Below are 26,155 nucleotides of genomic sequence, written 5' to 3' on the forward strand. Positions count from 1 at the left end.
TAGTTCAAATAATGGCTGCATGAAAAGGGGAATTACGAGAACGAAATGGACAAAGAGATGTAGAAGATCATTTCAGCATGAAGCTGAAAAAACCCCTGAATCCTCAGGGGCAGGCTGATATGTAAGATGCATGACTTGTTTCTACTTGGGTCTCAAATGCCATAGAAGCGTTTGGTATTGTTATAAAATAAATCAAATGCTGCCTGCAGCTTCATTCCTGTAACATCACACCAAGCGCGGATTACGTCCTTGACCATGCGGGGATGTGTTTTATGCGCAGCAAAAGGGCCTTCAAAAGGCCATGGGCCGTCAGTCTCTGCCATAATCTGTTCGTGAGGATAGATGCTGGCAAGATCCTGAATTTCTTTTTCATATACGATGTCTGGTGTAAAAGAGATGAAATATCCGTTCTTCGCCATGCGCATGACTGTGTGCTCTGCACCCTTGAACCAGTGGAAATGCGCTTTGGCATAGCGATGAGACTCCAAGAGCTCGACGGCAATGTCTGCATCCTCATAAACTGCATGCAGAATGATCGGCTTATCGTGCTTCTTGGCGAACCCGATGAACTTGTCCAGCATATCGATGTAAGGCTGCATCTCCAGAGACTTACCATCGGCTTCGGCTTCCAATCTCGTGTAGTAGGGCAGGCCGACTTCACCTACGGCGATCATGTGGTTCAGATGCTCTTCCATCCACTCAAATAATGCTGTTAGCTCCGACTCAGAAGGGACGGGCTGCTCAGGATGATATCCATACGCAGGATAGATCACTGAAGGAGAGGAGGCCGCTAATTTCTCCGTTCTCTGGCAGGAGACAAGATGGGTGGATACAGCAATTACAGCCTCCACTTGATGCTGTGCGAACGACAGACGCAAGGGCTGCTTCTCGTCTTCATACTGGTCCAGGTGAATATGCGAGTCAATGACAGGCGCTAAATCCTCTTCAGACTGCTGCATTACTTTATCACCTCCTAGCTTGATTTACTTCGTGTTCGGATAAGAGCCGGCAGTCACCGGCTGTTTACGTCTTTCCTCCCGCATCCATTCAGATATTTCACGCTTCAAGCGGAGGAATTGGGGGTCCTCTGTCAACGCTTCCTGTCTTGGACGGACGAATGGAACCTTCACCTCATGGAGTACGTTTGCCGGGCGATTTGAAAATACATAGATCCGATCTGAGAGCAGAAGCGCTTCTTCAATATTATGCGTAATGAATAGCACCGAACGCTTCGATTGCTCCCATATTCCGAGCAGCCACTCCTGCATCTCGCTTCTCGTCAGTGCATCCAGCGCACTGAACGGCTCATCGAGCAGCATAAGCTCCTGTGGACTTAAAAGCGCGCGTAAAAAGGCAGCCCGCTGCTGCATTCCACCTGACAGCTTGTGCGGATACATATCTTCAAAGCCGCTCAGACCAGCCTTAGTAATCCATTGCTGCGTGGTAATGTCGTCATCTGCTCCTTGTCTGCTGCGGAATTTAGCAGGGGCAACCTCGCTGCCGAGCTTGATGTTATCCGCGATGGTCCGCCATGGGAGCAGGGCTGGCTGCTGTGGCATATAGCTGATATTGCCACGAGTTCCTGTTACCACTTCTCCATCCAGGCGTATTGTTCCTGCATCGGGCTGTAGAAGTCCGCCAATGATTTGAAATAAAGAGCTCTTTCCACTGCCCGAGGGTCCGATAATCGAGACGAATTCACCCTGGCCGACCGTAAGTGATATGTGATCAAGGACATGAAGCTGCTGCTTTCTCTGACGAAATGATAAGCGGATGTCTGACACTTCTAATAAAGGATGCATTAGGATATCCTCCTTTCGTAATTGGATCAAGATTCATCGACTCAAACCGTCTTATGAACCCGATTTTCTATGATCATCTGTCTTATAGCGGACGAGTGCTCTCTCCAGCATAGCGATGATGGCGAAGAGGAGCAGGCTCAAGAGAACGATGATAGCCATGGCGACGAATACCCGATCTGTCCGATAGGCCGATTTTTGCAGCATCATATAATAGCCGATGCCCTTGTCTGTCCCGATCCATTCGGCGATGACTGCACCCATGACGCTGTAGGTGGCTGCGATCTTGAGACCTGAGAAGATGGACGGGAGCGCGTGAGGCACCTCCAGCTTGCGGAAGATTTGCCCCTTGCTGGCCCCGGCCATTCTCATGTAGCTCAGCATCGCGCGGTCCGTTTGCATCAGTCCGTCCATAGCAGATACTGCGATCGGAAAGAAGCAGACCAGTGTAATAACGATGATCTTGGGCAGCAGACCGAATCCGAACCAGATCATCAGAAGCGGTGCGAGTGCAATCGTAGGTATATTCTGGCTAAGAATGAGCAATGGATACAGGGCCGTTTTCATAAATGGAACCAGATGCAGCACCATGGCTGTCAGAAGACCAATGGCAGCACCAATGCCGAAGCCGAGCAGGGTGAGCTGTACAGTCGCCCAAGTATGTTCAGTAAGACTTGCAGCCTGTGCAGCTGCTTCACGGGTAATATCAACAGGACTTGGCAGAATCCACTTCTCAATGTGAAAAAGCGGCACGGCTATTTGCCATACCGCCAAAAAGAGAATGACCGCCGCGACAGGCGGCAGCACACTTCTTACAACACGCTTCATGATGGATACTTCTCCGTTAGTCCTTCCATGCTGATTCCGCTTGGGTAATGGGCAATCTTGATTTGTGAAATAATGCTCGGGCTGCCAGCCTCAACGAGTACCTCATGAACTCTCTGCACAATTTGGAGCAGCTCAGGAAGCTCGCCCTCCAGCGTCGTTTCAAGGGGATGGACCTGATATTTCACCCCGGATTGCTGTATCACTTCAATGGCACGGTCTACATAAGGGATCGAATCTTCTCCATTCGGTGTCTTCGGAATGACTTGAATACTTAGCAATGTTTGAGCCATATGGGTCACCAACGCTTTCTTCAGTAATTATTGTTGTGGCAGAAATTCATTCGTAAAAGCTTTCTCGACATCCAGTGGCTGGTCCAGCAGCTCGTGCTCAACCATCCAGTCGGAATAGTTCTGCCATACCTCTGCTTTTTGCTCGCCCCAGCGAGCGGCATCATCCTGATATTTCGGACTGAGCCATTTCTGACTCTCAAGCACAAGCTCTTTATCGAGGTCAGGCACGGCCTCGCTGAGTATCGCCGCGGCTTCCTCCGGATGATCAATCGTATATTCATAGCCTTTGGTCGTTGCGCGCATGAAGGCTTTGACCAGCTCCGGATCCTCGTCAATGGTTGCCTCATTCGTAATAAGTACAGGTGTATAGTAATCCAGCTTCTCGGAATAGTCTTTAACGTAGAACATATCGATCGGTTCCCCGCGAAGCTCGGCTTCAATACCCGTCCAGGCGTAGAAGATCCAGGCAAAATCGATGTCTCGCTTCGTTGCGGTGAAGAAATCTGCATCCCCCATGTTTATATTGTTCACTTTGCTTACATCCGCACCTTCGAGACCCATAATTGTATCAAGAACCGCTGAGTCAATTGGGTTGCCCCATCCTCCATAGGTTTTACCCTCGAAGTCCTTCGGAGATTCAATATTACGGTCAGCAGGAGCTGCAAAGCCGGAAGTATTATGCTGAATGACAGCAGCAATGGATACGATCGGCACGCCTTGTGTCCGTGCTTGGGTGACCCCTTCCTGATAGCTTACGCCAAAAGGCACCTCTCCGGAAGCGACCATCGTATCTGCACCGGCCTGGCCGGGCTGAATAATCTCGACATTCAGACCTTCTTCCTCGTAGAAGCCTTGACTTACTGCAGCATATAAGCCGGTATGATTCGTATTTGGCGTCCAGTCCAGGACGACCTTGATGTCGCGGAGGCTATCGCTCGCTGCCGGCTCCTCCGCGTCTGCACCAGATTCCTCATTCGATGTGCCGCTATTGCCGCAGGCAGTGATGATCATCATGAGTACCGCCAGTAACAACATTCCTAATTTTTTGTACACGTTTCTCTCTCCTTTTCAATTACCCCTATTCTTGACGAAATTTCCATAATAACTCCTATAATTTCAATTGAGGCTTCCTTGACAGCCATACTGATAAGGGAGATCGGATAGAGTGCAATGGCATTCTTGCGACCATAATAAAAAAAGCGTCCCGGATAAGGGACGCATGCAGACGTAAGGGCTAAGGGCTGTCAGTAAAATAGAACAGCACACTCGAATTCTCTCCATTCCTACGCTGGCATTACCCAGATCAGGTTTAAAGGGTACGTATCTAACACGCTTTCACGGATACTATCTCAGCCGGCTAACCCAGCACCCCTTGAGGTTGAATATGAAGTTTAGGACATTTCAGAAGCTAATTATAGCCCTCCTTGGCTGGAAAGTACAGCATAATCAAGAATAAAATCATTGTCATATGGAAATGTCTAAATTATAATACCTTTAATTGAAAACGTGAAAAAATGCCTGTGAAGAGCATCCAACTCGGAGGTATTCTCGCCAAGGGAAGGCACTAGCCTTCCCCTAAGTTAATCGGCACCGCCCGTTATCGCGGAACCAAAGTGATTGAAGTGGAACCTAATGCTGACCGCATGAGGTCTGCTTCAATAAATTGGGTGGCACCGCGAGCATAGAGCGCTCCTCGTCCCAACGGATGAGGGCGCTCTATGTTTTTTTAGCTTGACCAAATTAACTTAGGGGTGACGACAATGCTGGATATGAAATGGATAAGGGACCATGCTGTACAGGTTCAGGAAGCAGCGGATTGGAAGAAGATAGACGTATCTATAGACGAGCTGCTGACATGTGATGATGTACGTCGAGAGCTGATTACGGAAGTGGAGAAGCTCCGGCAACAGCGAAATATGGATTCGGAGAGAATAGGACAGCTGATGAGAGAGGGGAATCGGGAGGAGGCAGCAGCGGCCCGTGAAGAAGTGCGGCAGTTGAATGGGCAGATTGAAAAAGCAGAAGCAAGGCTAGCCGAAGTGACGGAACGTTATAATGCGCTGCGGCTGCTCGTCCCGAATATGGTATCTCCTGACACGCCTAGAGGACAGAGCGATAAGGATAATGTCATTGTAAGACAGGTCGGAGAGGTCAGTGATCCTCTGTTCCCGATCAAGGACCATATGGAACTTGGAGAGCTCCATGAGCTCATTGATGCTCCACGTGGCGTCAAGGTTGGCGGCTCGCGCAGCTACTATTTAAAGGGAGACGGAGTCCTGCTGCATCGTGCCGTTCAGCAGCTTGCGCTGGATATCGTGATGAAGCACGGCTTCGTGCCGATGGAGGTGCCGATCATGGTCCGGGAAGAGGCGCTGGAGAACACAGGATTTTTTCCAACTGGTCGAGACCAGACTTATGAGCTTGCAGGAGAGGACAAATTCCTGATCGGTACTTCAGAGGTTCCGCTCATCTCGTATTATGCAGGGGAAGTCATTGATGTGGCAGCACCCGTTCGGCTAGCGGCCGTATCGACAAGCTTCCGGAGCGAAGTAGGCTCTGCAGGACGTGATGTGCGCGGGCTCTATCGGGTGCACCAGTTTGCCAAAGTAGAGATGGTCGTACTAACAGAGGCTGATCCGGAGGTGTCGGAGCAGGTGCTCCAGGAAATAACGGGCTACGCAGAAGAGCTGCTTCAGGCGCTGGAGCTTCCATACCAGGTCGTGGCAGTGTGCACAGGCGATATGTCGCAAAAGACATATAAACAGTACGATATTGAAACCTGGATGCCTAGCCGGGGCAGCTATGGGGAGACGCATTCCTCGTCGAACCTGCATGATTTTCAGGCACGCCGCTCTAATATCCGCTATCGGGATAACGAAGGTCATCTGAGGTATTGCCATACATTGAACAACACGGCCGTGGCCTCGCCAAGAATCCTGATTCCACTTCTCGAGAATCACCAGCAGGAGGATGGCAGCATTTATATACCGAAGGCGCTCCGTCCTTACATGGGAAATCGAGAGAGACTCCTTCCTGTTCAGTAGATTTTACTTATATAATCCATGGGTTCAACTTTCAGGAGCAGGGTACACTAATAATAGAGTGTATTTTTGAAAGGAGACCTGAAGTGCGATGAATAAAACAGATCTGGAACAACATATTATACAAGCTATTGAGGACAATCCGTATTGCTCGCTTGCAACGGTGGAGGGCGGTAAGCCGAAAGCGAGATATATGGCTGTCTATAATGACGGTCTGAGCATTTATATGGCGACCAACCGTTGTACCCACAAAGTAGAGGAGCTGGAGGATAATCCGAATGTCAGCCTGCTGCTCGGCTACGAATCAGGCGGAACGAAGGACCTGCTCGAGATCGAAGGTACAGCAGAAGTGAGCCGTAATGGTGAACTCCGTAAGCAGCTGTGGAATAACAATATGGAAAAATGGTTCACAGGACCTGATGATCCCAATTACGTCATCCTGGATATCACGCCTAAACGGATTGAGTATACGGGCAAGGGTCAGGAATTGCAGGTATGGGAAGCGTAATCTGGTGGGTCGTATGATCAGCGATCATTAAGCAGCAGAGGACCATATGAGTATTGATGGAAGAGCAAGGGAGGCGGTATGGAGCTTCTCTTGCTTTTCTTTTTGTTTGATGATGACTCAGGATGGATAGGGGTACAGGGACAAAATACATAAATAACCGACATCGTAATGTCAAATTACATTACTTACTCATTGTAGGATAAAGTCATTTTTGTGTGTATTTAATAAAAATAAGTATAAATATTGTGCACTGATCAAAAACTTCTCTCTTTAACACATCTAATTATTGGTATAAAATATCATTTAGCAGTTTATTTCTTCCAGTCGTCAGGCTTGATGACAGCAACTGTGGCAAGGTTAAAGAAGGACCTAATACAGGAGGGGTACATTTGAAGAAGAGAAATACATTATTGGCAGGGATGACAACGGCAGCCCTGTTGTTTCAGCTCTTTGCCATTCCAGGACAACCGGTCTCCGCAGAGGAAGCCGCGAAGGTTAAGCTTCGTATTCTCGAAACGACAGATATTCATGCCAACTTGATAGACTATGATTACTATACGGATAAAGCCATTGAGACCTATGGTCTGGCAAGAACGGCAACGCTGATCAAGCAAGCACGCAGTGAAGCGAAGAACAGCATGCTGTTTGATAATGGGGATCTCATTCAAGGCACGCCGCTGGGTGATTATGTAGCCAAGGTTAAGCCGCTGAAGGGGGAAGAGGTCCATCCGGTCTATAAAGCAATGAATCTGCTTGATTATGATGCGGCAACTCCTGGAAATCATGAGTTCAACTATGGACTGGAGTTTTTTGATCAGGTGCTAAAAGGGGCAGACTTCCCTTATGTGAATGCTAACATCTACAAGGATGACGGCGATAAGGATGAGAGCAATGATGTGAATTATTATAAACCGTATGAGATTATTGAGAAGAAAGTAACGGATGAGTCAGGTAAGGAGCACACGCTTAAGGTCGGGGTCATCGGTCTTGTTACTCCTCAAATTATGCAATGGGACAGCGCATACCTAACAGGCAAAGTCATCACCAAGGACATTGTCAAAACAGCTGAGAAGTTCATCCCCGAGATTGAGGAGGCAGGGGCTGATCTGATCGTAGCTTTGGCACATACGGGCTATGATGAGAATCCACCAGCAGATATGGCGGAGAACGCTGTGCTTCCGCTAAGTGAGGTCGAAGGCATCGACGCGATTCTGTTCGGACATGCCCATAAGATATTCCCTAGTGCTGCTTTTGAAGGAATGAAGGGCGTTGATCTGGAGAAAGGCACGATTAATGGTGTTGCAGCCGTTGAGCCGGGAGCTTGGGGAGATAATCTTGGAGTCATTGATCTGGAGCTTACGCAGGTGAATGGAGAATGGGAGGTAGTCAATTCGGCAGCTGTATCCCGTCCAATCTACGATTCAGCCAATGCTAAATCGCTTGCAGCATTAGAAAAAGAAATAGCGGCCGCGGTACAAGCGGAACACGAAGCAACTGTGGAATACGTGCGAGGTCCGGTAGGGGAAACGACCGCGCCGATCACGAGTTATTTTGCGCTGGTACAGGATGATCCATCCATTCAAATCGTAACCAATGCACAGAAATGGTATGTTGAGAACAAGCTAAAAGGCACAGAGTATGAGGGAATTCCAGTTCTGTCCGCAGGAGCTCCATTTAAGGCAGGCGGACGCATGGGCCCGGACTATTACACAGATATTCCGGCAGGTACAATCGCAATTAAGAATGTCGCTGACCTATATGTATACCCTAATACCGTTCATGCAGTTGAGCTGACTGGAGCAGAAGTGAAGGAATGGCTGGAATGGTCCGCAGGACAGTTCAATACCATTGATCCATCTAAGAGTGGTGAGCAGGAACTCGTGAATGTTGACTTCCCGACATACAATTATGATGTCATTGATGGTGTAACCTACGAGATTGATGTGACCGAGCCAGCGAAATATGACAGCAAAGGCAACGTCGTGAGTGCCTCTTCAAACCGGATCAAGAACCTGAAATACGAAGGCAAAGCGATCGATCCTGAGCAAAAATTTATTGTAGCGACAAATAACTATCGTGCAGGCTCCAGCAAGTTGGCAAATCCGGACGGTAAGCGTATTATTATGGCTGCTCCAGATGAGAGCCGTCAAGTCATTATTGACTATATTGCACAGAACAAGACGATTAACCCGTCTGCTGATGGAAACTGGTCATTCGCCAAGGTATCCGGTACGCCGGAAATTATCTTCAATACCTCTCCTGCAGCCAGCAGCATAGTTACTGCCGATGCGGAGCTAAGCGGCGCAATGACTTATCTTGGTGACAATAAGGATGGCTTCGGCAAGTATTCCCTAGATTTATCCGGCGGTACAGACACGGCTGCACCAGAAGCTCAAGAGCCGGAAGCGGAAGAGACGCCGGCGGAACCAAAACCGACAACTCCAGCACCGAAGCCGGAGCCTAAGCCTGTGAAACCGGAAGCGGGCAAGGAACGGGTGTATGTCATCAAGAAAGGGGACAACCTGTACCGAATTGGTCTGAAATATGGCGTTGATTGGAATGCAATCGCCAAGGCAAATAAAATAAGCAATGTGCATAAGCTGCAAATAGGACAAAAAATTATTATCCCTGCATCGTAAGATGCAGAAATGAAACTAAGGAAACGTACCCGCAGGAGCCAGGAGCTGGCCAGCGGGTACGTTTTCTTGTGTGTGGGAGGATTTCTATTGAGGAAGAGCAGTACTTGAACGTAGATGTGTTGATCTCTGTTCAGATGCGTCGATCGGCACACTTAGACATTGAACTAGACAATGGTGGTTACGTAGATGCCAAGCGGCGTGCTTGCACTGCCTGCCGTCATGTATTTGAAGCTGTAGGAGCTCTCACCCGGCGGAACCGTAATATCCGCGATCGGGCTGAGCTGGGTGTTGTTACGCAGCAGCGGAATTCCATAGGTCTTGCCATCAATCAGGGCAGCTCCAGCAAAGGCCCCGCCTCGAGGATTGACACGTATACGTACGGACGCTTCACTGTCCGTCTCATTCAGAATGGGAATGGTCACCTGATAGACAGCACCAAATTGTCCGCGATTCGTCAGTGAGTTCGGCAATGTACTGTTCTCGGCGGTAAACAGCAGGTCAGCGGGCGCTTCTCCCGTGAGCTTGGTTCCTGCACATGTGCGGTAGTTCGCACTTTGTCCTATCCGGTATACAGGGGTAACGGCATCTGTTTCAGAGAATGTCCAGCTGCCGCGAGGATGTGCTTGAGGCGCTGGGCGGGGAGGTACAGGCTCTGTCGTAATTTCACGCAGATCCTTGTCCAGCAGTTTGGATGCGACGGTACGAATCTCATAATCCTGACTTCCCTTTCCATCCGCATGCTCCACTGTGAACTCATAGATAAATCCCGCGAGTACATCCTCCTCTACAATAAATTCCTCGATAAGTGCAACCCCAGTCCCAAATTTGTTATGATCAACGGGCTTGATCCGGTCAAGTGTTCCGCCAAGGCAGGATTTAGCAATGCATTGCCCAACATCTATAATCCAGCTGACCGTAGACGGTCCGAGGACTAGATCTCTCTCAATATGACGTACTTCAATCCGTTCCTTGTCTTTATTCTCAATCGTAACACCCAGCTTAACGGGAGCACCCGTGCGATTGTAGTGCCATCCAAATATACGATGCTTCATGGAACGTTTTGATGTTTGGACAACATCATGCCACAGTGTTCCGTACTCAACCGGGAAGCTCTCGGCAGTCAGAGTTTCGGGGTTATCGCTCACCATTAAACGTCGTTCGTCTCCTCTTGAAGCCGAAGCGATATCGATGTTGATGTTCCCCGGTACAGTTAAAGTTTCTACAGGCAGATTGGTTTGTTTGCAGCTCATTATGTTCATCCTCCTACAATGTTTTTTTGTTGTTCCTTGAAACAATTTCATAGTACCTTTTGCAATGAGCTATGAATTTGTTTTCACTTATAAAGGAGTTTTAACCGTTCTTTTTACAACCTATTACACAAAAAAAGTTTTAAAACATTTTTCTACATCGAGGATATGGCGAAAATTCAAGAAAGAACAGCCAAGCAGCTGTACACTCAAGCGGTAGGAGATTAGAACTCTATTTTTGGGACTTGGAAGAAAGAGGGGGATCGATTATAATGTGCATAAAAATAAGAACACATGTTCTTGTTTTTCTAAATCGAAAGGTGGTATGAATATGGTTCAGACCGTTCAGTATTATCAACAGGAGCTTAAACGTATCGCTTGGCGTCTTGGTTATCGGGCCCGCTCGGAGCGCCGCAGGGAGATACCTATCATGCTGGAGCATGTGCATTTGTCTGCAAGCTCTCCTGAGCAGGAAGTCGACTCGAAGCTGTACGTTGAATATCTGCTGGGGCTGATTCCCTCCGAGACAGGCAAGCGAGTGGTCCGGTTGTTCTATATAGAAGGTCACAGTGAAGCAGAAATATCCAAACGAATGAATATAAGCCAGCAGGCGGTGAACAAATGGAAAAGAAAATCGATCCAGAGCATATCCCAGAGAATGAGTTCCTAAGGCTCGTGGCAGGAGTTAAGCAAGGAGATGAAGAGAGTATGGCCCGCATTATCGAGATGTTCGAAGAAGATATGCGGCTCTTAAGCCGGTATATTCCGATGCCCAAGGAGGATGCGCTGCAAAGTATGAAGCTCGAATTAATTGAGCTGATCAGAAACAGCACCCAGTATGAAGAGGAGCGTAACGAGAAGAAAGGCTCGGAAGAGAAGGAGTAGAGGAGGAAGTTTAGTCATTATGGTAGTTATTTGTTGCACGAATTACCCGCTGCCCGGGAGGACTGCGGGTACACTATTTTTTGTGCTACTATTAGTAAAATAGTGCAAATAAAGTTGTTTGCTCATATGTCGCTATTTCAATATTAATAATAAGTTGTTAACGTTATGCAAACGTTTGAACCGAAGCCGATTCTTTGGGTAGGGCTTCATTTGTTTCGCAAATTTCAACACATCATTATGTGGTTCTCATCACATTGTGCATGGAGGATTGTCTAACCATTAATCGGTGTGGAATGATGTGGCGCTTGCAGAACAGCGACTTGTCATCTCCTTGAATCGCCTGGATGAGTGCCTGTGATGCCACATATCCAAGATGGTATATCCCGATGTCTACACTGCTCAGTGGAGGGCTGTACAGCTCGGAGACTGCATTATTGTTAAAGCTGACAATACATAAGTCCTCAGGGACCTTATAGCCTAATTCATTTAACCCGCGAAGAACACCGAAGCTCACCACATCATCAATGACGACAAGGGCGGTTGGGCGTTCGGGAAGCGTCATGAAAAATGACATTGCTCGATACCCGCTCTCCTGCAGGAAATCATCTTCGACAATCCATTCTGATTTGGTAGAGAGTCCCGCTTCATGCATGGCTTTCTTATAGCCCTTCATCCGGTCTTTGGATACAATGAGGTTCTTTGGACCGCTGACAAAGCCTATTCGTTCATGGCCGAAGGATATGAGATGACGGGTTGCATCATAGGCGGCCTGTACATTGTCCGTATCGACTGATAATACATCCTGATACTGTTCATTACGTCCCACAAGTACAAATGGAAAGTCCAGATTATGCAAATATTCTACAACGGGATCATTTTGCCTGGAGTGAAGTAGTACCGCACCGTCAATTCGTCCGCCATGGACCAGTCTTCCAACAGCTTCGACTTCCTCCTGCTCATTGGCTCCCGAGCTGATCACAATATCGTAGCCTGACTTGTTGGCCTGGGATACAATTCCACGAATAAGCTCCATAAAGAAGGTGTTAAGGAACAGCTCTTCTGCCGGTTTGGGTAATATGACACCAATACTTTTGGTTGTTTTGGATACGAGGCTTTTTGCCATCATGTTCGGATGATAACCCAGCTCCGTCATGATCGTACGAACCTTACTGGCTGTCTTCTGGCTGATTCTCGGGTGCCCAGACAGGACACGTGATACCGTGGATGGTGATACCCCTGCCATCTTTGCCACGTCTTTGATCGTTACCGCCATTTATTTCACCTCCTCCATGGAACCGTTTGCGTTTTACCGATTATGTTAATCCATGAATTGCATGTTTGTAAATGAGATTTTTTTGCCCGCTGTGGAGATCATCATCAAAATTAAGTCGATTTAATACATACCCCGTAATAAATCCTAGAAACTCACACCATATATTTACCCCTGATCAAGGCATAATAAAAATTTTTGGTATAAAATACCTAGGTTTTACAAGTATAAATAGTAATAAATCAAGTAAATAGAAGTATAGAAACGGATAATGAAGATAACAAGGTGAAAGTATGAATAAAATGAGTAAATTTGGCTGAAAACGACATGTGCAAACGTTTTAACAAATTTGAATTCTCGGTTATGATTAGCTTGCTGATAAAGCGCTTACTTAACCTGAAACTTATCAATAACCTCTGAAATTTGAGTCAAGTGCCTATTGAAAGAGGAAAATGCTTACGATTGGGACAAACGTTTGCACAATTTCTAGATTAACAAAAACGCAAACATTTGTATGAAATCCAAAATTCTGAACAGGGGCTTGATCGGGTTAAGCGCATGCAGAACAAAAAGGGGAAGGGATGATTTACACATGAAAAAAGGTAAAAAATTTAGCTTTATGACACTCTCGCTTGCCATGACGGTCTTTTTGGCTGCATGCGGCACCGGTAACAATGCACCGGCCGAAACTGAACCAGCACCTGGGGCAGAGACACCACCTGCTGAAGTAGAGGAGCTGCTTCCTGAAGAAGGCGCTGAGCTTACCGTATGGGATGGCGGCGATCAAAAAGCATTTATTGAAGAAGTGGCGAAAGCATTTGAAGAGAAGCATGGAGTCAAAGTCACCTTCACTGAGCTTGGAGCTGACAAGGCAATGAGCCAGATGGTAACGGACGGACCTGCTGGTGTAGGCGCTGACGTATTCGCAGGCGTACATGATCAGATTGGTCAAGGGGTTACTGCAGGGGTTATTATGCCAAATGACTGGTTTGAAGAAGAGACCAAAGCGAGAAACAGCGAAGTGGCTGTTAATGCTCTGACATATGACGGAATTTTATATGGTTATCCAAAATCGGTTGAAACAACGGCTGTATTCTACAACAAAGATCTGATTGATGCTGTTCCTGCTGACTGGGATGGTGTGAAGGAGTTTGCAAGCACTTTTAATGATACGAAGAGCAATAAATTCGCAATTATGTGGGATGTAGGTAATGGTTATAACGCGTTCCCGTTCTTTGGCGGATATGGTTCTTATGTATTTGGAAGTGATGGTACAGATCCTACAGATATCGGCTTGAACAATGAGCAAGGAATTGAAGCAGCGACTTTCCTGCAAAGTCTGAAAGAAATCCTGCCGCTTAATTCCTCCAACATTAATGGTGACATCCGTAAATCCTTGTTCACGGAAGGCAAGCTGGCGATGAACGTATCAGGTCCTTGGGATGTGGGTTCTCTGAAGGAAGGTGTAGCTAATCTCGGAGTTGGCGTATATCCTAACCTGCCTAATGGTGAGCCGATGAAGCCGTTCTCTGGCGTGAAGAGCTATTTTGTAAATGCAAATACGAAGTACCCGAATGCGGCTAAACTGTTCGCTGACTATATTACAAATGCTGAGAACCAAACGAAGAACTTTGAAATGACAGGTGCGCTTCCTGCAAATACTGAAGCTGCAGCAAGTGAAGCGGTGAAGAGCGATGAGATTGCGTCTGCCTTCCTTACACAATTCGAGAATTCCATTCCTATGCCTTCCATTCCGGCTATGGCACAATTCTGGTCCCCAATGGAAGCAGCTCTGTCCGAGCTGTGGAATAACAACAAAGATCCTAAAGCAGCGATGGACAGCATGGTAGAACAAATGAAGAGCAACATTCAAACAGGTTCTTAATACGTAGATTAATATGTAGAAAAAGAAAAGAGGCCATCGCGTGAGACTTCAGTAACATGAGTTTCTCGCGGTGGCTCCATACCATCTATCGGAAGGAAGGGCTGGGACCATACATGAGTAGAGGACAATCACCGGCAATGATGTCAACCGGGAAGCCGCAGTCGGCTTCGGGGAGCCATGCCCGCACAGGCGCTATTTTATCAGCAGTATTCATGGGGCTTGGGCAATGGTATCACAGACAATGGGTAAAAGGCGCAATCTTTTTTCTAGTCGAAGTCATTAGTTTATATTTGATCATTACACAGCTGGGGGCCAATTTATGGGGGCTCGTAACACTTGGAGATTCACCTGCCAGAATGGAGAAGGTAGGACGACTATATCAAAATGTGCCGGGCGATCATTCCATATTCATGATGATATATGGGCTTGTGGCATTGATATACTTCGTGCTTCTTATTGCTTTTTACATTGGAAATATTAAGGATGCTCATCGTATCGGACAGCTCCGTGATCAAGGGAAGCAGGCACCATCCTTCCGCGAAACGGTAAAGCAGCTGCTGGACAAAGGCTTCCCGTATCTGCTGCTGTCACTTCCGACCATCGGTGTGCTCTTTTTTACTATATTACCGATTTTGTTCATGGTCCTGATGGCCTTCACGAATTATTCCGCTCCTGACCATATCCCGCCGAAGAATCTTGTGGATTGGGTCGGCTTCGATACCTTTAAGAATCTCTTTACGCTGACGGCTTGGAGCAATACCTTCTTTGGCGTATTGATCTGGACTATTATCTGGGCGATTGTGGCTACGGTAACGACGTATTTTGGAGGTATCCTGGTCGCATTGCTCATTCAGCAGCACGGTATTCGCTTCAAGACGATGTGGCGGACGATTTTCATTATCCCGTATGCGATACCACAGTTCATCTCGCTGCTGATTATGAAGAACCTGTTCAATTCGCAATTTGGACCAATCAATCAGTATTTAGGCATGCTGGGACTTGGCGGGCTGCCGTGGCTGAATGATCCATTCATGGCCAAAGTCACCGTTATCCTCGTCAATATGTGGATTGGTATTCCGGTATCCATGATTCTTGTGCTTGGTGTGCTTACAGCGATTCCGAAGGATTTGTATGAAGCGGCCGAAGTAGACGGTGCTTCTGCATTCCAGAAATTCCGTAACATTACAATGCCCTTTGTATTATTCCAGACTGCACCGATTCTGATCATGCAGTTTGCGGGTAACATCAATAACTTTAACGTCATCTTCCTGTTGACCGGAGGTGCTCCGGCGAACGGTGACTACGCATTTGCGGGTAGTACAGACCTTCTCGTAACGTGGCTTTACAAGCTGACGCTGGATAATCAAAGGTACAACTTTGCATCTGCGATCGGCATTCTCATATTCTTAATCATCGCCTCGTTCTCGATCTATAACTATCGCAGAAGTCGTTCGTTTAAAGAGGAGGATATGATTCAATGAAGAGAAAAAAACGGATTAAGCTCACCTTCAGTTATATTTTGCTGATTCTGATCGCCATCGTATGTATATATCCTGCTCTATGGATTATTATGTCCTCCTTTAAAGTCGGGGATTCCTTATACAGTGAGACGATCATACCTGAACAGTTTACACTTCAGCACTATAAAGATCTGTTTTTGCCGCAGGCAGACAAGGACATTCCTTTTCTCCAGTGGTATTGGAACACGTTGAAGATTGCGGTCACCAGCATGGTGCTCGGTACGATTATCCAAGTGCTTACTGCCTATGCGATGTCTCGGTTCCGGTTCAAGGGACGTAAGACGGCCATGTCAGTTATCCTGATTCTTGGGATGTTCCCAGGTTTCATGAGTATGATTGCGGTATACGTAATGCTCCTGCAAATGAATTTGCTTGATTCAGCGTGGGCTCTTATTCTGGTGTATACATCGGGTGCAGCACTCGGTATGTTTGTAGCGAAGGGCTTCTTCGATACCATTCCGCGTGCACTTGAAGAATCGGCATTGCTCGATGGGGCAAGTCATATGAGAATTTTTGTTTCTATTATACTGCCGTTATCGAAACCAATTATTACGTACATTTCTTTGATGACATTCAGCGGAGCATGGGTGGACTTTATATTTGCCAGACTGATCCTGCGCTCACGTGAAAATTGGACATTGGCCGTCGGCTTGTATGAGCTGGTGAACAGCTACACAAGTACCGAATTTACGCTGTTTGCGGCGGGATCTGTTCTCGTAGCCCTGCCGATTACACTCCTATACATGTTCCTGCAGCGCTTCTTGGTGGATGGCTTGACTGCGGGAGCAACGAAAGGATGAGGCTCTATGGCGCCGCGCCATCTGCTTGGGTTAAACAAACGATTTGCTTATCCCGCCATTGTTCTCTTAATGGCTTGCATGCTGGCTGCGTGCAGCAGTAAAGGAGTAGAACAGACGCCGCAGCAAGGAGAAGACCCTGCTGCGGCAGGTACCGAAGCTGGGCAGAAGAGCGCGGATGAGAATGATCTAGCCGAGGAATCTGAAGCAGGGGGACAAGGTAAAGCTGAGCTTGCTGCCCTTGAACAGCCGTCAACCGTTTATTATGAAATCTTTGTTCGTTCCTTCTATGATTCGGATGGGGATGGGATCGGGGATTTGAACGGAATTACGGAGAAGCTGGACTACTTAAATGATGGCCAGCCCGGCGGAGATGATCTTGGTGTGGGAGGCATCTGGCTGATGCCAATCAATCCCTCTCCAAGCTATCATGGATATGATGTAACGGATTATTATGATGTCCATCCTGATTATGGAACGAAGGATGACTTGAAGCGCCTGCTGGATGAAGCGCATGAGCGGGGCATCAAGGTCATTATGGATCTGGTCGTCAATCATACGAGCACAGAGCACCCGTGGTTTAAGGAATCGAGTACTTCCTCGGATAGTGCATACCGTGACTGGTACAGCTGGGCGGAGGACACTGGCGAGAATACAACAGGCATGAGTGCCGCAGGCAGTGGACCGGCTTGGCACGAACTTGGCGGCAATCATTATTTGGGTACCTTCTGGAGTGGAATGCCTGATCTCAACTTCGATAATGAAGAAGTTCGAACTGAGATGCTGAGGATCGGTCAGTACTGGCTGGAATTCGGTTTTGACGGCTTCCGGCTCGATGCAGCAAAGCATATCTACGAAGATGTGCAGAGCGATCGAAGTGCTGAGACAACGGCGAAGAATGTCTCTTGGTGGCAGGAGTTTAGAACGGCGATGAATGAGGTCAAGGAAGATGCCTATATTGTTGGAGAGGTGTGGGAGAACTCCCCGGTCTCTGTAGCACCTTACTTGGACAATGCGTTTGATTCGGGATTCAACTTCGGTCTGGCAGATCAAATCATTCGTACGGTGTCGAGCGAAACGAACGGCGGATTTGTAACTCAGCTGACCCGTAATTACGAGCTGTTTAATGAGAAGTCTGGCGGAGCATTTGTTGATGCCGTCTTTCTGGCCAATCACGATCAGAATCGCGTCATGAGTCAGCTGGGCGGATCGGCAGATCATGCACAAATGGCGGCATCCATTCTATTGACTCTTTCCGGTAATCCCTTCATCTATTATGGTGAGGAGATTGGGATGGAAGGTGCCAAGCCGGATGAGCAGATTCGCGAGCCGATGCTATGGTATCAGGCAGAGGCCGGTGAGGGACAGACGACCTGGCAGACACCGAAGCATAATCTGGGCGAGGCTGCTGTTAGTGTCGAGAGTCAGCTGCAGGACAGCTCATCCCTTCTGTCTCACTATCGTGAACTGATCGATTGGAGAAATGGAAGCAGAGCCCTTACAGATGGGACTATTGCCGATTATGATCTGGATGACGATCAATTGCTAGGGTATGTCAGGGCAGCAGAGGGTGAGCGGGTGCTTGTCCTTCATAACCTCTCTAATGAGGAGAAGGAAGTTGTTCTGGACGATTCAGAAGTGAAGTATACCGAGCTTATACATGCCACGAATGCTGAAGTGCAATGGACAGATCAGACATTGACGCTGCCACCCTATACTTCAGTGATTTTACAATAATTCAGCTATCTTATAATGAAGAAAGACCCTCTCTGTAGCGCCGAGTCCATTTCCTTGACCAGGGCCATGCAGGAGAGGGTCTTTCTTTCTCGTTATTGAGACAAAGGACAGGCAGAAGCAGAGAAACGGGCAGCTATCTGATCAATAGCACTGCACATATAGAATTTGCCAAGTTGGAAATGCCTGAATAATCGGGAAGGGCTGCGTCTGAAGCAGTACGGTTACCCCTGGATTGGTGAAGAGAACAATACCAAGACGAACAGTTAAGTTAAAAGGATTCGGTCCGGTGATCAAGACGGCCCAGCGGTACGTACAATAAGGCAGCAACCAAGGGAAGCGGGCGCTGCGATATTCGGTCTGCTCTGCTTCCGTATCCTCTGAGTAAGCAGGTGCCTCTTCTGGTCTTGGCCCGCCTAAGCCAGGGAGAAGATTGCCTAGAATTCCTCCAGGAGAACCGATCCCGCTTGGTCCGCCAATTCCTCCAATGGAAGAAGAGCCTATTCCACCTGAAAGGATCTGCCAGGCGGAGCCCCCAGGTCCTGTCTGTTGACTGGACTGAGCAACTAAGCTTTGCGCCTGTGCCGGATTTGAAGTTAACTGCTGATACTGTTGAATGGCTTGAAATGGAGGACTCGGCAATGAGGTAAGTATATTAGAAGGAACGGCTTGAGTAGCATTCGGTGTGGCAGCTAAGCTTGCAACATTAATAGACCCTAGCAAACTTTGAAGTGAACTAGTTCCGCCTCCTGCCACTGAAGGGGGAAATATCGGTATGAATGACAATTGAATCAGCTCCCATCCTGTAACTTGGTGCATACGCCCATGTTCTTATATATATGGATTAGGGAGCTTCTGGGTTCCTATGATCGTGGCTGAGAAAGGACCAAAATTGTTGACCTGCTGGTGTTAGCTCGTTCATTTTAGATAATGTCACGCACATCATGACATCCTCCTTCGATAGACCGGGGATCGGGAGCTTTGCGACTCGACTATCTGCAGATCGTACAGCACTTGCCGGAAAAAAAGTAATCGCTTTGCCTGCAGCAACCATATTTACAGCTGCTTCGGGTGTCGCTGCATACACTCTCTCCCACAAATGAGCTCCCGTGATCTGTGTAAAACGCTCCATTCGCTCGGATATCCATCCGCAGCTCTCATAATTCACAAACATATACTTACTGAGTTCTCCAGGATGTAAATCTGGCTCTTGCGTAAAGGGGTGGTTCTCCGGGACGAGAAGAATCAGTTCATCTGTTTGAATCAAAACCTTATCAGAAGACTCCTCTAATGGGCTGCCCAGCTTGTCCAGCCTGGCCGCAATAAAGTTCTCCTCACTGCCTGGATCTGATACCTCATCAAACAAGCGGTTTGAAATCCGGATGCCCGGATATTGATCTGCAAATTCTGCGATAAGACTAGATAGATAATAGCTCGAGACAAGGGGATCTGATTTGATCTGAAGACTTCCTTGATTCAGCTCAGTGAACAGCTGTGCGGTCCGCCGTGCCGTCTGATCCAGATTGATCATTTGCTTAGCATAGGGCAGGATGGCTTTTCCCGCTTCGGTAAGCATGATTCTTCCCCGTGCTGAGATAAATAGAGCAGTCCCCATATCCTTCTCAAGGCTCTTCATATGAAAAGAAACCGTGGGCTGCTTCATATCAAGCTCCTTGGCGACATCCGTAACTTTGTTCCACTTATCTATTAACACAAGGATTTGAAATTTGATTAAATTCATTACCATGTTCCTCCTGGTTGAAGCTTTGACATTTGTAAACGAACTTTTAACATCAACATATAGTGATATTGTTAAAATAGACGCAACATTTGGGATATAAGCTCATAAATAGGTTCATTATAAGAGAGATTGCAGGTAAAAAGGCGTGCTTCTTTATATCTATTATAGATTTATTATATGTTTTAATAGATTTCATGTATACATATTTAATACACATTTAACAAAGGATAAATTTTAAGATGATGCACCGCCACTAGAATGAATAATGTAAGTGGTGAACACAAATAAGACCACACACAAATTGGGGGAGGACAACCTAACATGTTCAAAAGAGTTAAGAAATTACCTTTAATGATGACTACACTAGCGATGACCGTCGTACTCGCAGCCTGCGGATCAGGTACAAGTACGAGCGGATCTGGAGATACAGACCCAGCAGGAAGTTCTAATGGAGGCGGAGAAGCAACACAGCTTAGCGGTTCCGTGCTTGCAGTAGGATCTACAGCGCTTCAGCCGCTTGTTGACCAAGCTGCACAAGACTTCATGATGGTAGAAGGCAATGAGAACATCACGGTTCAAGTTCAAGGCGGCGGTAGCGGTACGGGTCTTACACAAGTCGCTGATAAGCAAGCAGACATCGGTAACTCCGACGTATTTGCTGAAGAGAAGCTAGAAGCTGATCAAGCATCGCAACTTGTTGATCACCAAGTAGCTGTCGTTGGTATGGCAGCTGTAGTAAACAAAGAAGTAGGCGTGACAGATCTGACTAAACAACAGCTGTCCGATATCTTCAACGGTAAAGTAACGAACTGGAGTGAAGTTGGTGGAGCGGATCAAGATATCGTCATCATCAACCGCCCAGCAAGCTCTGGTACACGTGCTACTTTTGAGAAATATGCACTTGGCGGAGCTGCTCCTGACCTTGAAGGATCCATCCAAGAAGAATCCTCAGGTAACGTTAAGAAGCTCGTAACAGAAACTCCTGGTGCAATCGGCTACCTTGCATTGTCCTACTTGGATGACACGCTGACTGCAGTTAAATATGAAGGTATTGAAGCAACAGTTGAAAACATTGAATCTGGTGAATATCCAGTGTGGGCTTACCAGCATATGTACACAAACGGCGAGCCGAATGAAGTAACAAAAGCATTCCTTGACTACATGGTTTCTGACGAAGTTCAGAACACTTATGTTGTAGAGCTTGGTTACATCCCGGTTAGCGGTATGCAAGTTGAGCGTGACGTAGAAGGTAACATCACTAAAAAATAATGCTGAAAACGAATTAAGCGGTATGAAATTGTGATTTCTATCATGATTTCGTACATGACCTAATGAGAAGAGGCGGGCAAATTTGCCCGACCTCTTTCGTTCGGTTAACGAGATGATATACAAATTATACTAAAATGATTCAAAAGGATGGTTTAGATGAGCCTAACGAAGAGGGAGCCGGCGCTTGAGTCCGGTGAACAGTCTCGTCCCAAGCGGGAGAAGCATTTCTACGAGGATTGGATCGGTAAAATATATACTTCCATCTGTGTAGTTTTCCTTATCGTCGTCATTGTATCAATTGTTTATTTTGTAGCCTCCAAAGGGCTTGCTACCTTCTTTGTTGACGGCGTAAGCGTCAAAGAATTTTTTACATCAGCAACATGGAGTCCAACATCTGATCCGGCTTCTTACGGGGCTCTGCCATTCATTGTCGGCTCCTTCGCTGTTACAATTCTGGCAGCACTGATTGCAAGTCCCTTGGCGCTCTGTGCGGCACTATTTATGACCGAGATTGTACCTGGCAAGGGCAAGCGAATACTGCAGCCAGCCATTGAGCTCCTGTCCGGTATTCCTTCGGTTGTCTATGGTTTTGTTGGTCTGAGTGTCATCGTTCCGTTACTGCGTTCAATCTTTGGAGGTACAGGGGTTGGTATTCTTGCAGGATGCCTAGTCTTATCCGTCATGATTCTTCCTACCATTACAAGTATTATGGCAGATGCGATTACGTCTCTTCCTGGAGGACTCCGTGAATCCTCATACGCGCTCGGAGCTACTCGCTGGCAGACCATTGCCCGTGTTGTTATTCCGACAATGCTTCCTGCGCTCCTGACGGGTGTTGTGCTCGGTATGGCGCGTGCGTTTGGTGAAGCGCTGGCAGTACAGATGGTCATCGGTAACGCTCCATTTGTTCCAACCTCATTACTGGAGTCAGCATCAACACTAACGAGTGTAATTACGCTTAGCATGGGTAACACGGCAATGGGTTCAGTACACAACAATGCATTGTGGAGTATGGCACTTGTCCTGCTGATTATGACCTTCTTGTTCGTCCTGCTGGTGCGTTTGCTTGAAAGGAGAAACCGGGTATGATGAAACCAAAAACAGCCGACAAATTAGCTACTGGCATCATCATCGCTTTCGCTGTATTTATTATTGCGATCTTGGTGGGATTGATCGGTTATATTATATTCCGCGGCGTCAGTCATATCAGCTGGGACTTCCTTACCAGCCGGCCGCAAAATCTTCGCGGAGGAGGCGGTATTGGGCCGCAGCTCTTTAACTCCGTGTTCCTGCTTGTCTTGACCCTGATCATTACCATTCCGCTCGGCTGGGGAGCCGGTATTTATATGGCGGAATATGCGAAGCCAGGCAAAATTACAAACTTTATTCGATTGGTTGTTGAAGTACTGTCTTCGTTCCCTTCCATCGTTATCGGTTTGTTCGGTTTGTTATTACTTGTTAACACCTTTGGATTTGGCTTCTCGCTCTTGTCTGGTGCACTCGCGCTGGCGGTATTTAATCTGCCGCTGATGGTGCGTACAACAGAGCAGGCCTTCCGTTCTGTTCCAACGGCACAGAAGGAGGCAGGTCTTGCACTCGGCTTGTCCAAGTGGAAGATCATTACTTCCATTCTGCTTCCTGTTGCTCTGCCCAGCATGATTACCGGTACGATTCTTGCTGCCGGACGGATCTTCGGTGAAGCGGCAGCCCTGATGTATACAGCCGGTATGAGTAGTCCGCCGCTTGACTTTACGGACTGGAACCCGTTCAGCGAAAGATCACCGCTGAATCCGATGCGTCCGGCAGAAACACTTGCCGTGCATATATGGAAAGTAAATAGTGAGCAGCTTGCGCCTGATGCGGTTGAGATTGCGGCAGGAGCTTCAGCTGTGCTCGTTATCCTTGTTCTCATCTTTAACCTGCTTGCGCGCTGGCTTGGACGCGTTGTATATCGCAAGATGACAGCAGCTAAGCGTATGAACTAGTAGAATCGGCTTTTTGTATATAGGGAGGTACTTTGAATAATGCCACAACAACCTTTTAGCACAGAGGATCTGAGTGTTTTTTACGGCGAGAAAGAAGCGGTGAAGGGAATCAGCATGGAGTTCCCGAAGAATACCGTAACGGCCTTGATCGGTCCTTCTGGATGCGGTAAATCCACATTCCTGAGATCTTTGAACCGAATGAATGATGAGATCGCAGGGGCTCGCGTTACAGGTCATATCTGGATGGACGGCAAAGACTTGAATGCGCCAGGCACAGATGTTATCAAGCTTCGGCAGAACATCGGAATGGTGTGGCAGAAGCCAAACCCGTTCCATAAATCGATCTATAACAATATTGCATTTGGTCCGAAATACCGTGGTATGAAGAAGAAGAAGGATCTGGACGAAATTGTGGAGAAAAGCCTGCGTCGTGCCGCTCTGTGGGACGAGGTTAAAGATCGGCTGAACGATTCTGCCCTGGCACTGTCGGGTGGACAACAGCAGCGTCTATGCATCGCTCGCGCACTGTCGGTCGAGCCGCAAATATTGCTGCTGGATGAGCCGGCCTCGGCACTAGACCCGGTATCTACAGGTAAGATTGAAGAGCTGATTACAGAGCTCAAGAAAGATCTGCGTATCGTTATTGTTACTCATAACATGCAGCAGGCAGCACGAATTTCCGATTTTACAGCGTACTTCTTCCTGGGCAATCTCATGGAACGTGATGTAACCGAGAAAATCTTCTCCAATCCGGAGAACCAATCGACTCAAGAATATATTATGGGACGTTTCGGCTGATCCAAAATCATCGAGTATTCATAATATTCAGAAGAGCACAGCTTATTTACGGCTTCATGAGCCGAGGCTGTGCTCTTTTTGCATAGTAGTCCGTTGAGTCAGGTTATTAGAGAGAGGGTTTGAATGGATAAATATAGAAAAAGTATAAATAAGCTTCTTCAATCCAATGCTAACCTGAAAGGGACTATTTATGGAGCAATCATTCGCCAATTGGCGTCGAAAAGGCTTGCTGCTTGGAAGTATCGGGATCTCCAGGATTGGAGATTTTGTCTATCTCATTGCGATTAACGTGTTGATTCTGAATATGACGGGTTCTCCTGCAGCCGTTGCAGGATTATGGATCATTGCACCAGCAGCCTCACTACTGACGAAATTCTGGGCTGGAAGCTTGGTGGATCGATACAATCAGCGGCAGATTATGATCATTACTGATTTGATCCGGACTGTATTTGTAGCTGCCCTCCCGCTGCTGCCCGAGCTGTGGATGATTTATGCCTGCCTGATGATTAACAGTATGGCCTCTTCTATTTTTCAACCGGCTTCGATGACCTATATCGTTAGACTTGTACCAGCAGCAGAACGCAAGCAGTTTAATGCTTTTCAGGGTTTAACGACCTCGGGGGCTTTTCTGGTGGGTCCGGCCATTGCCGGGGTGCTGCTCATATATATGAAGCCTGATATTGCGATCTATATTAACGCAGCATCCTTCTTGATATCAGCCTTCTTGTTATCGCTGCTCCCCAAGCTACCTATAGAGGTGCAAGAGGGAGAAGCGGCAGGACAGAGGATAACATATCGCATGATAGCAGCTGATTGGAGCGGTGTAATGAAGTTCAGTAGATCTAACGCATATGTCATATTTGTCTACAGCCTGTTTCATTTTATTTTACTGCTAGGTATGGCGCTGGACTCACAGGAGGTTGTGTTTATTCGCAGTACCCTTAAGATGTCTGAGCTGGAATACGGATTGATTGTCAGTCTGACAGGAGCAGGAAGTGTCGCCGGAGCATTTCTGAATTCAATCTTAGCAAAATGGATTCCAGTCAAACATATGCTGGGAGGGGGAATGCTGCTTGTATCTGCAGGGTATCTGATCTTCTCCATCTCGAATTCATTCGTATGGGCTGCAGCTGGTTTCATCCTACTGGGCTTTTTCTCGTCTTTCTCCAATACGGGTCTGGCGACCTTTTATCAAAATAATGTTCCTGCAGCCATGATGGGCAGGGTAACAAGCATATTCGGCCTGATGGTTAGTCTGCTTCAGATAGCTGCTATTATAACGTTTGGTGTTATTGCCGAGCTCGTGTCGCTGCGTTACGTCTATTTTACAGTATCGATCGTGCTTGTCCTTCTATCGTTGTTGCTCTGGTTAATTAGTCTTCAGCGTTCGAGAGGCGGCTATTTCGATGAAGACAAGTCACAGATTAGATTGTAGGACAGACTAACATGAGCGTATGCAATGGCATTAACAGGGGTAGAAGTATAAGCGAATTAGAAAGAATGCGCATAATATATGATCAGAACAAGAGTGAATATTATCTGAATTCAATACTGCTGTGTAAGGAAATATAACGCAACTCATTTCTATACCAGGCCTCTTCGTTACTTTTGTTGACATGCGGTCAGCTTATCGATTAATCTGTTTATAGTAAATTTATAATTTCAAATAAGTTCAAAATGAATAGAACAGCGGATGAAGATCAATGGGAGAGATCGCGTGGGGAAACCACGGGACACCGAAGGAGCAAGCTGATAAGCACCCGGCTTATACAGCAGAATCTCTCAGGTAGAAGAACCTTGATTCGACGCAACTCTGGAGAGAGCCGATGCGCCGCCAAAGGGGTAAGTGAGAGTGAGGGCGGATTTCGATGCGCCGGCCACTTCTGACGAAACTTTCAGGTACCAGGACAGAGAGAGGG

General features: G+C 47.2%; 23 protein-coding genes and 2 riboswitches. Of the genes, 14 read left to right on the forward strand and 9 right to left on the reverse strand.

The genetic code is table 11. The features are described 5' to 3' along the window. Positions 1-152: 152 nt before the first annotated feature. From ACFSVM_RS14865 to ACFSVM_RS14885, 5 genes are read right to left on the reverse strand one after another with little or no spacing between them, the layout of a single operon-like run. A complete protein-coding gene (locus tag ACFSVM_RS14865) occupies positions 153-959 on the reverse strand; it encodes a TatD family hydrolase (protein WP_076314865.1) in 807 nt (268 codons plus the stop codon). Between the two features lie 24 nt (positions 960-983). Next, positions 984-1,802 carry an ABC transporter ATP-binding protein gene (locus ACFSVM_RS14870; protein ID WP_076314864.1) on the reverse strand — a complete coding sequence of 273 codons (819 nt, stop codon included), beginning with the start codon at positions 1,800-1,802 and terminating at the stop codon, positions 984-986. 51 nt (positions 1,803-1,853) lie between these two features. Then, on the reverse strand, positions 1,854-2,627 hold the full coding sequence (locus ACFSVM_RS14875) for an ABC transporter permease (protein ID WP_076314863.1): 774 nt from the start codon (positions 2,625-2,627) through the stop codon (positions 1,854-1,856). Continuing rightward, complete coding sequence (locus ACFSVM_RS14880) at positions 2,624-2,917, reverse strand: thiamine-binding protein (RefSeq protein ID WP_076314862.1); 294 nt, start codon at positions 2,915-2,917, stop codon at positions 2,624-2,626. The genes ACFSVM_RS14875 and ACFSVM_RS14880 overlap by 4 nt, the downstream gene beginning before the upstream one ends. Before the next feature lie 27 nt (positions 2,918-2,944). Beyond that, a complete protein-coding gene (locus tag ACFSVM_RS14885; protein WP_379263416.1) occupies positions 2,945-3,952 on the reverse strand; it encodes an ABC transporter substrate-binding protein in 1,008 nt (335 codons plus the stop codon). Positions 3,953-4,180: 228 nt separating this feature from the next. Then, positions 4,181-4,300: riboswitch (TPP riboswitch) on the reverse strand. 377 nt (positions 4,301-4,677) lie between these two features. Here ACFSVM_RS14885 and serS point away from each other — a divergent pair. The 3 genes from serS (at position 4,678) to ACFSVM_RS14900 (ending at position 9,105) form a co-directional block, all read left to right on the forward strand. Beyond that, the gene (serS, locus tag ACFSVM_RS14890; protein ID WP_379263107.1) at positions 4,678-5,961 is read left to right on the forward strand and encodes a serine--tRNA ligase; all 1,284 of its coding nucleotides are present in this window, start codon (positions 4,678-4,680) and stop codon (positions 5,959-5,961) included. Between the two features lie 88 nt (positions 5,962-6,049). Next, on the forward strand, positions 6,050-6,466 hold the full coding sequence (locus tag ACFSVM_RS14895) for a pyridoxamine 5'-phosphate oxidase family protein (RefSeq protein WP_076314860.1): 417 nt from the start codon (positions 6,050-6,052) through the stop codon (positions 6,464-6,466). A gap of 389 nt (positions 6,467-6,855) precedes the next feature. Continuing rightward, positions 6,856-9,105 carry a bifunctional 2',3'-cyclic-nucleotide 2'-phosphodiesterase/3'-nucleotidase gene (locus ACFSVM_RS14900; RefSeq protein WP_379263110.1) on the forward strand — a complete coding sequence of 750 codons (2,250 nt, stop codon included), beginning with the start codon at positions 6,856-6,858 and terminating at the stop codon, positions 9,103-9,105. Between the two features lie 164 nt (positions 9,106-9,269). Here the strand turns inward: ACFSVM_RS14900 and ACFSVM_RS14905 are convergent, their stop codons facing one another. Further along, positions 9,270-10,355, reverse strand: coding sequence for a hypothetical protein (locus ACFSVM_RS14905; RefSeq protein ID WP_379263112.1), 1,086 nt, complete (start codon positions 10,353-10,355; stop codon positions 9,270-9,272). A gap of 328 nt (positions 10,356-10,683) precedes the next feature. Between ACFSVM_RS14905 and ACFSVM_RS14910 the strand changes: the two genes are divergently transcribed. Both ACFSVM_RS14910 and ACFSVM_RS14915 read left to right on the forward strand, forming a co-directional pair. Further along, positions 10,684-11,022, forward strand: coding sequence for an RNA polymerase sigma factor (locus ACFSVM_RS14910; protein WP_090725804.1), 339 nt, complete (start codon positions 10,684-10,686; stop codon positions 11,020-11,022). Then, the gene (locus ACFSVM_RS14915; RefSeq protein ID WP_076314857.1) at positions 10,974-11,237 is read left to right on the forward strand and encodes a hypothetical protein; all 264 of its coding nucleotides are present in this window, start codon (positions 10,974-10,976) and stop codon (positions 11,235-11,237) included. Before ACFSVM_RS14910 ends, ACFSVM_RS14915 begins: the two co-directional genes overlap by 49 nt. A 235-nt stretch (positions 11,238-11,472) precedes the next feature. On the opposite strand, the gene ACFSVM_RS14920 is transcribed toward ACFSVM_RS14915, so the two are convergent. After that, positions 11,473-12,510 (reverse strand): LacI family DNA-binding transcriptional regulator, encoded by a 1,038-nt coding sequence (locus tag ACFSVM_RS14920; protein ID WP_076314856.1) that lies wholly within the window; start codon positions 12,508-12,510, stop codon positions 11,473-11,475. A gap of 589 nt (positions 12,511-13,099) precedes the next feature. Between ACFSVM_RS14920 and ACFSVM_RS14925 the strand changes: the two genes are divergently transcribed. The 4 genes from ACFSVM_RS14925 to ACFSVM_RS14940 all read left to right on the forward strand — a co-directional run bounded on the left by ACFSVM_RS14925 (position 13,100) and on the right by ACFSVM_RS14940 (position 18,446). After that, positions 13,100-14,392, forward strand: coding sequence for a sugar ABC transporter substrate-binding protein (locus tag ACFSVM_RS14925; protein WP_083656114.1), 1,293 nt, complete (start codon positions 13,100-13,102; stop codon positions 14,390-14,392). 140 nt (positions 14,393-14,532) lie between these two features. Next, positions 14,533-15,873 (forward strand): carbohydrate ABC transporter permease, encoded by a 1,341-nt coding sequence (locus tag ACFSVM_RS14930; protein WP_047911639.1) that lies wholly within the window; start codon positions 14,533-14,535, stop codon positions 15,871-15,873. Continuing rightward, positions 15,870-16,712: a sugar ABC transporter permease gene (locus ACFSVM_RS14935; protein ID WP_090725802.1), complete on the forward strand. Its 843-nt coding sequence runs from the start codon at positions 15,870-15,872 to the stop codon at positions 16,710-16,712. The genes ACFSVM_RS14930 and ACFSVM_RS14935 overlap by 4 nt, the downstream gene beginning before the upstream one ends. Before the next feature lie 6 nt (positions 16,713-16,718). Further along, positions 16,719-18,446, forward strand: coding sequence for an alpha-amylase family glycosyl hydrolase (locus ACFSVM_RS14940; RefSeq protein ID WP_090725799.1), 1,728 nt, complete (start codon positions 16,719-16,721; stop codon positions 18,444-18,446). Between the two features lie 141 nt (positions 18,447-18,587). On the opposite strand, the gene ACFSVM_RS14945 is transcribed toward ACFSVM_RS14940, so the two are convergent. Beyond that, complete coding sequence (locus ACFSVM_RS14945; protein WP_143042130.1) at positions 18,588-19,229, reverse strand: hypothetical protein; 642 nt, start codon at positions 19,227-19,229, stop codon at positions 18,588-18,590. Positions 19,230-19,287: 58 nt separating this feature from the next. Further along, complete coding sequence (locus ACFSVM_RS14950) at positions 19,288-20,184, reverse strand: LysR family transcriptional regulator (RefSeq protein WP_177178770.1); 897 nt, start codon at positions 20,182-20,184, stop codon at positions 19,288-19,290. Between the two features lie 321 nt (positions 20,185-20,505). Between ACFSVM_RS14950 and ACFSVM_RS14955 the strand changes: the two genes are divergently transcribed. From ACFSVM_RS14955 to ACFSVM_RS14975, 5 genes are all read left to right on the forward strand, one after another. After that, complete coding sequence (locus tag ACFSVM_RS14955) at positions 20,506-21,453, forward strand: phosphate ABC transporter substrate-binding protein (RefSeq protein ID WP_090725793.1); 948 nt, start codon at positions 20,506-20,508, stop codon at positions 21,451-21,453. Positions 21,454-21,609: 156 nt separating this feature from the next. After that, positions 21,610-22,542 carry a phosphate ABC transporter permease subunit PstC gene (gene pstC, locus ACFSVM_RS14960; protein WP_047911393.1) on the forward strand — a complete coding sequence of 311 codons (933 nt, stop codon included), beginning with the start codon at positions 21,610-21,612 and terminating at the stop codon, positions 22,540-22,542. After that, a complete protein-coding gene (gene pstA, locus ACFSVM_RS14965; protein ID WP_047911641.1) occupies positions 22,542-23,438 on the forward strand; it encodes a phosphate ABC transporter permease PstA in 897 nt (298 codons plus the stop codon). The genes pstC and pstA overlap by 1 nt, the downstream gene beginning before the upstream one ends. A 39-nt stretch (positions 23,439-23,477) precedes the next feature. After that, the gene (pstB, locus tag ACFSVM_RS14970; protein ID WP_047911394.1) at positions 23,478-24,236 is read left to right on the forward strand and encodes a phosphate ABC transporter ATP-binding protein PstB; all 759 of its coding nucleotides are present in this window, start codon (positions 23,478-23,480) and stop codon (positions 24,234-24,236) included. 190 nt (positions 24,237-24,426) lie between these two features. After that, complete coding sequence (locus ACFSVM_RS14975; RefSeq protein WP_047911395.1) at positions 24,427-25,671, forward strand: MFS transporter; 1,245 nt, start codon at positions 24,427-24,429, stop codon at positions 25,669-25,671. A 259-nt stretch (positions 25,672-25,930) separates the two neighbouring features. After that, a riboswitch (glycine riboswitch) is annotated at positions 25,931-26,043 on the forward strand. The last annotated feature ends 112 nt before the right edge of the window (positions 26,044-26,155 follow it).

This window comes from Paenibacillus shunpengii (genome assembly GCF_042684905.1).
GTDB classification, from domain to species: Bacteria; Bacillota; Bacilli; order Paenibacillales; family Paenibacillaceae; genus Paenibacillus; species Paenibacillus shunpengii.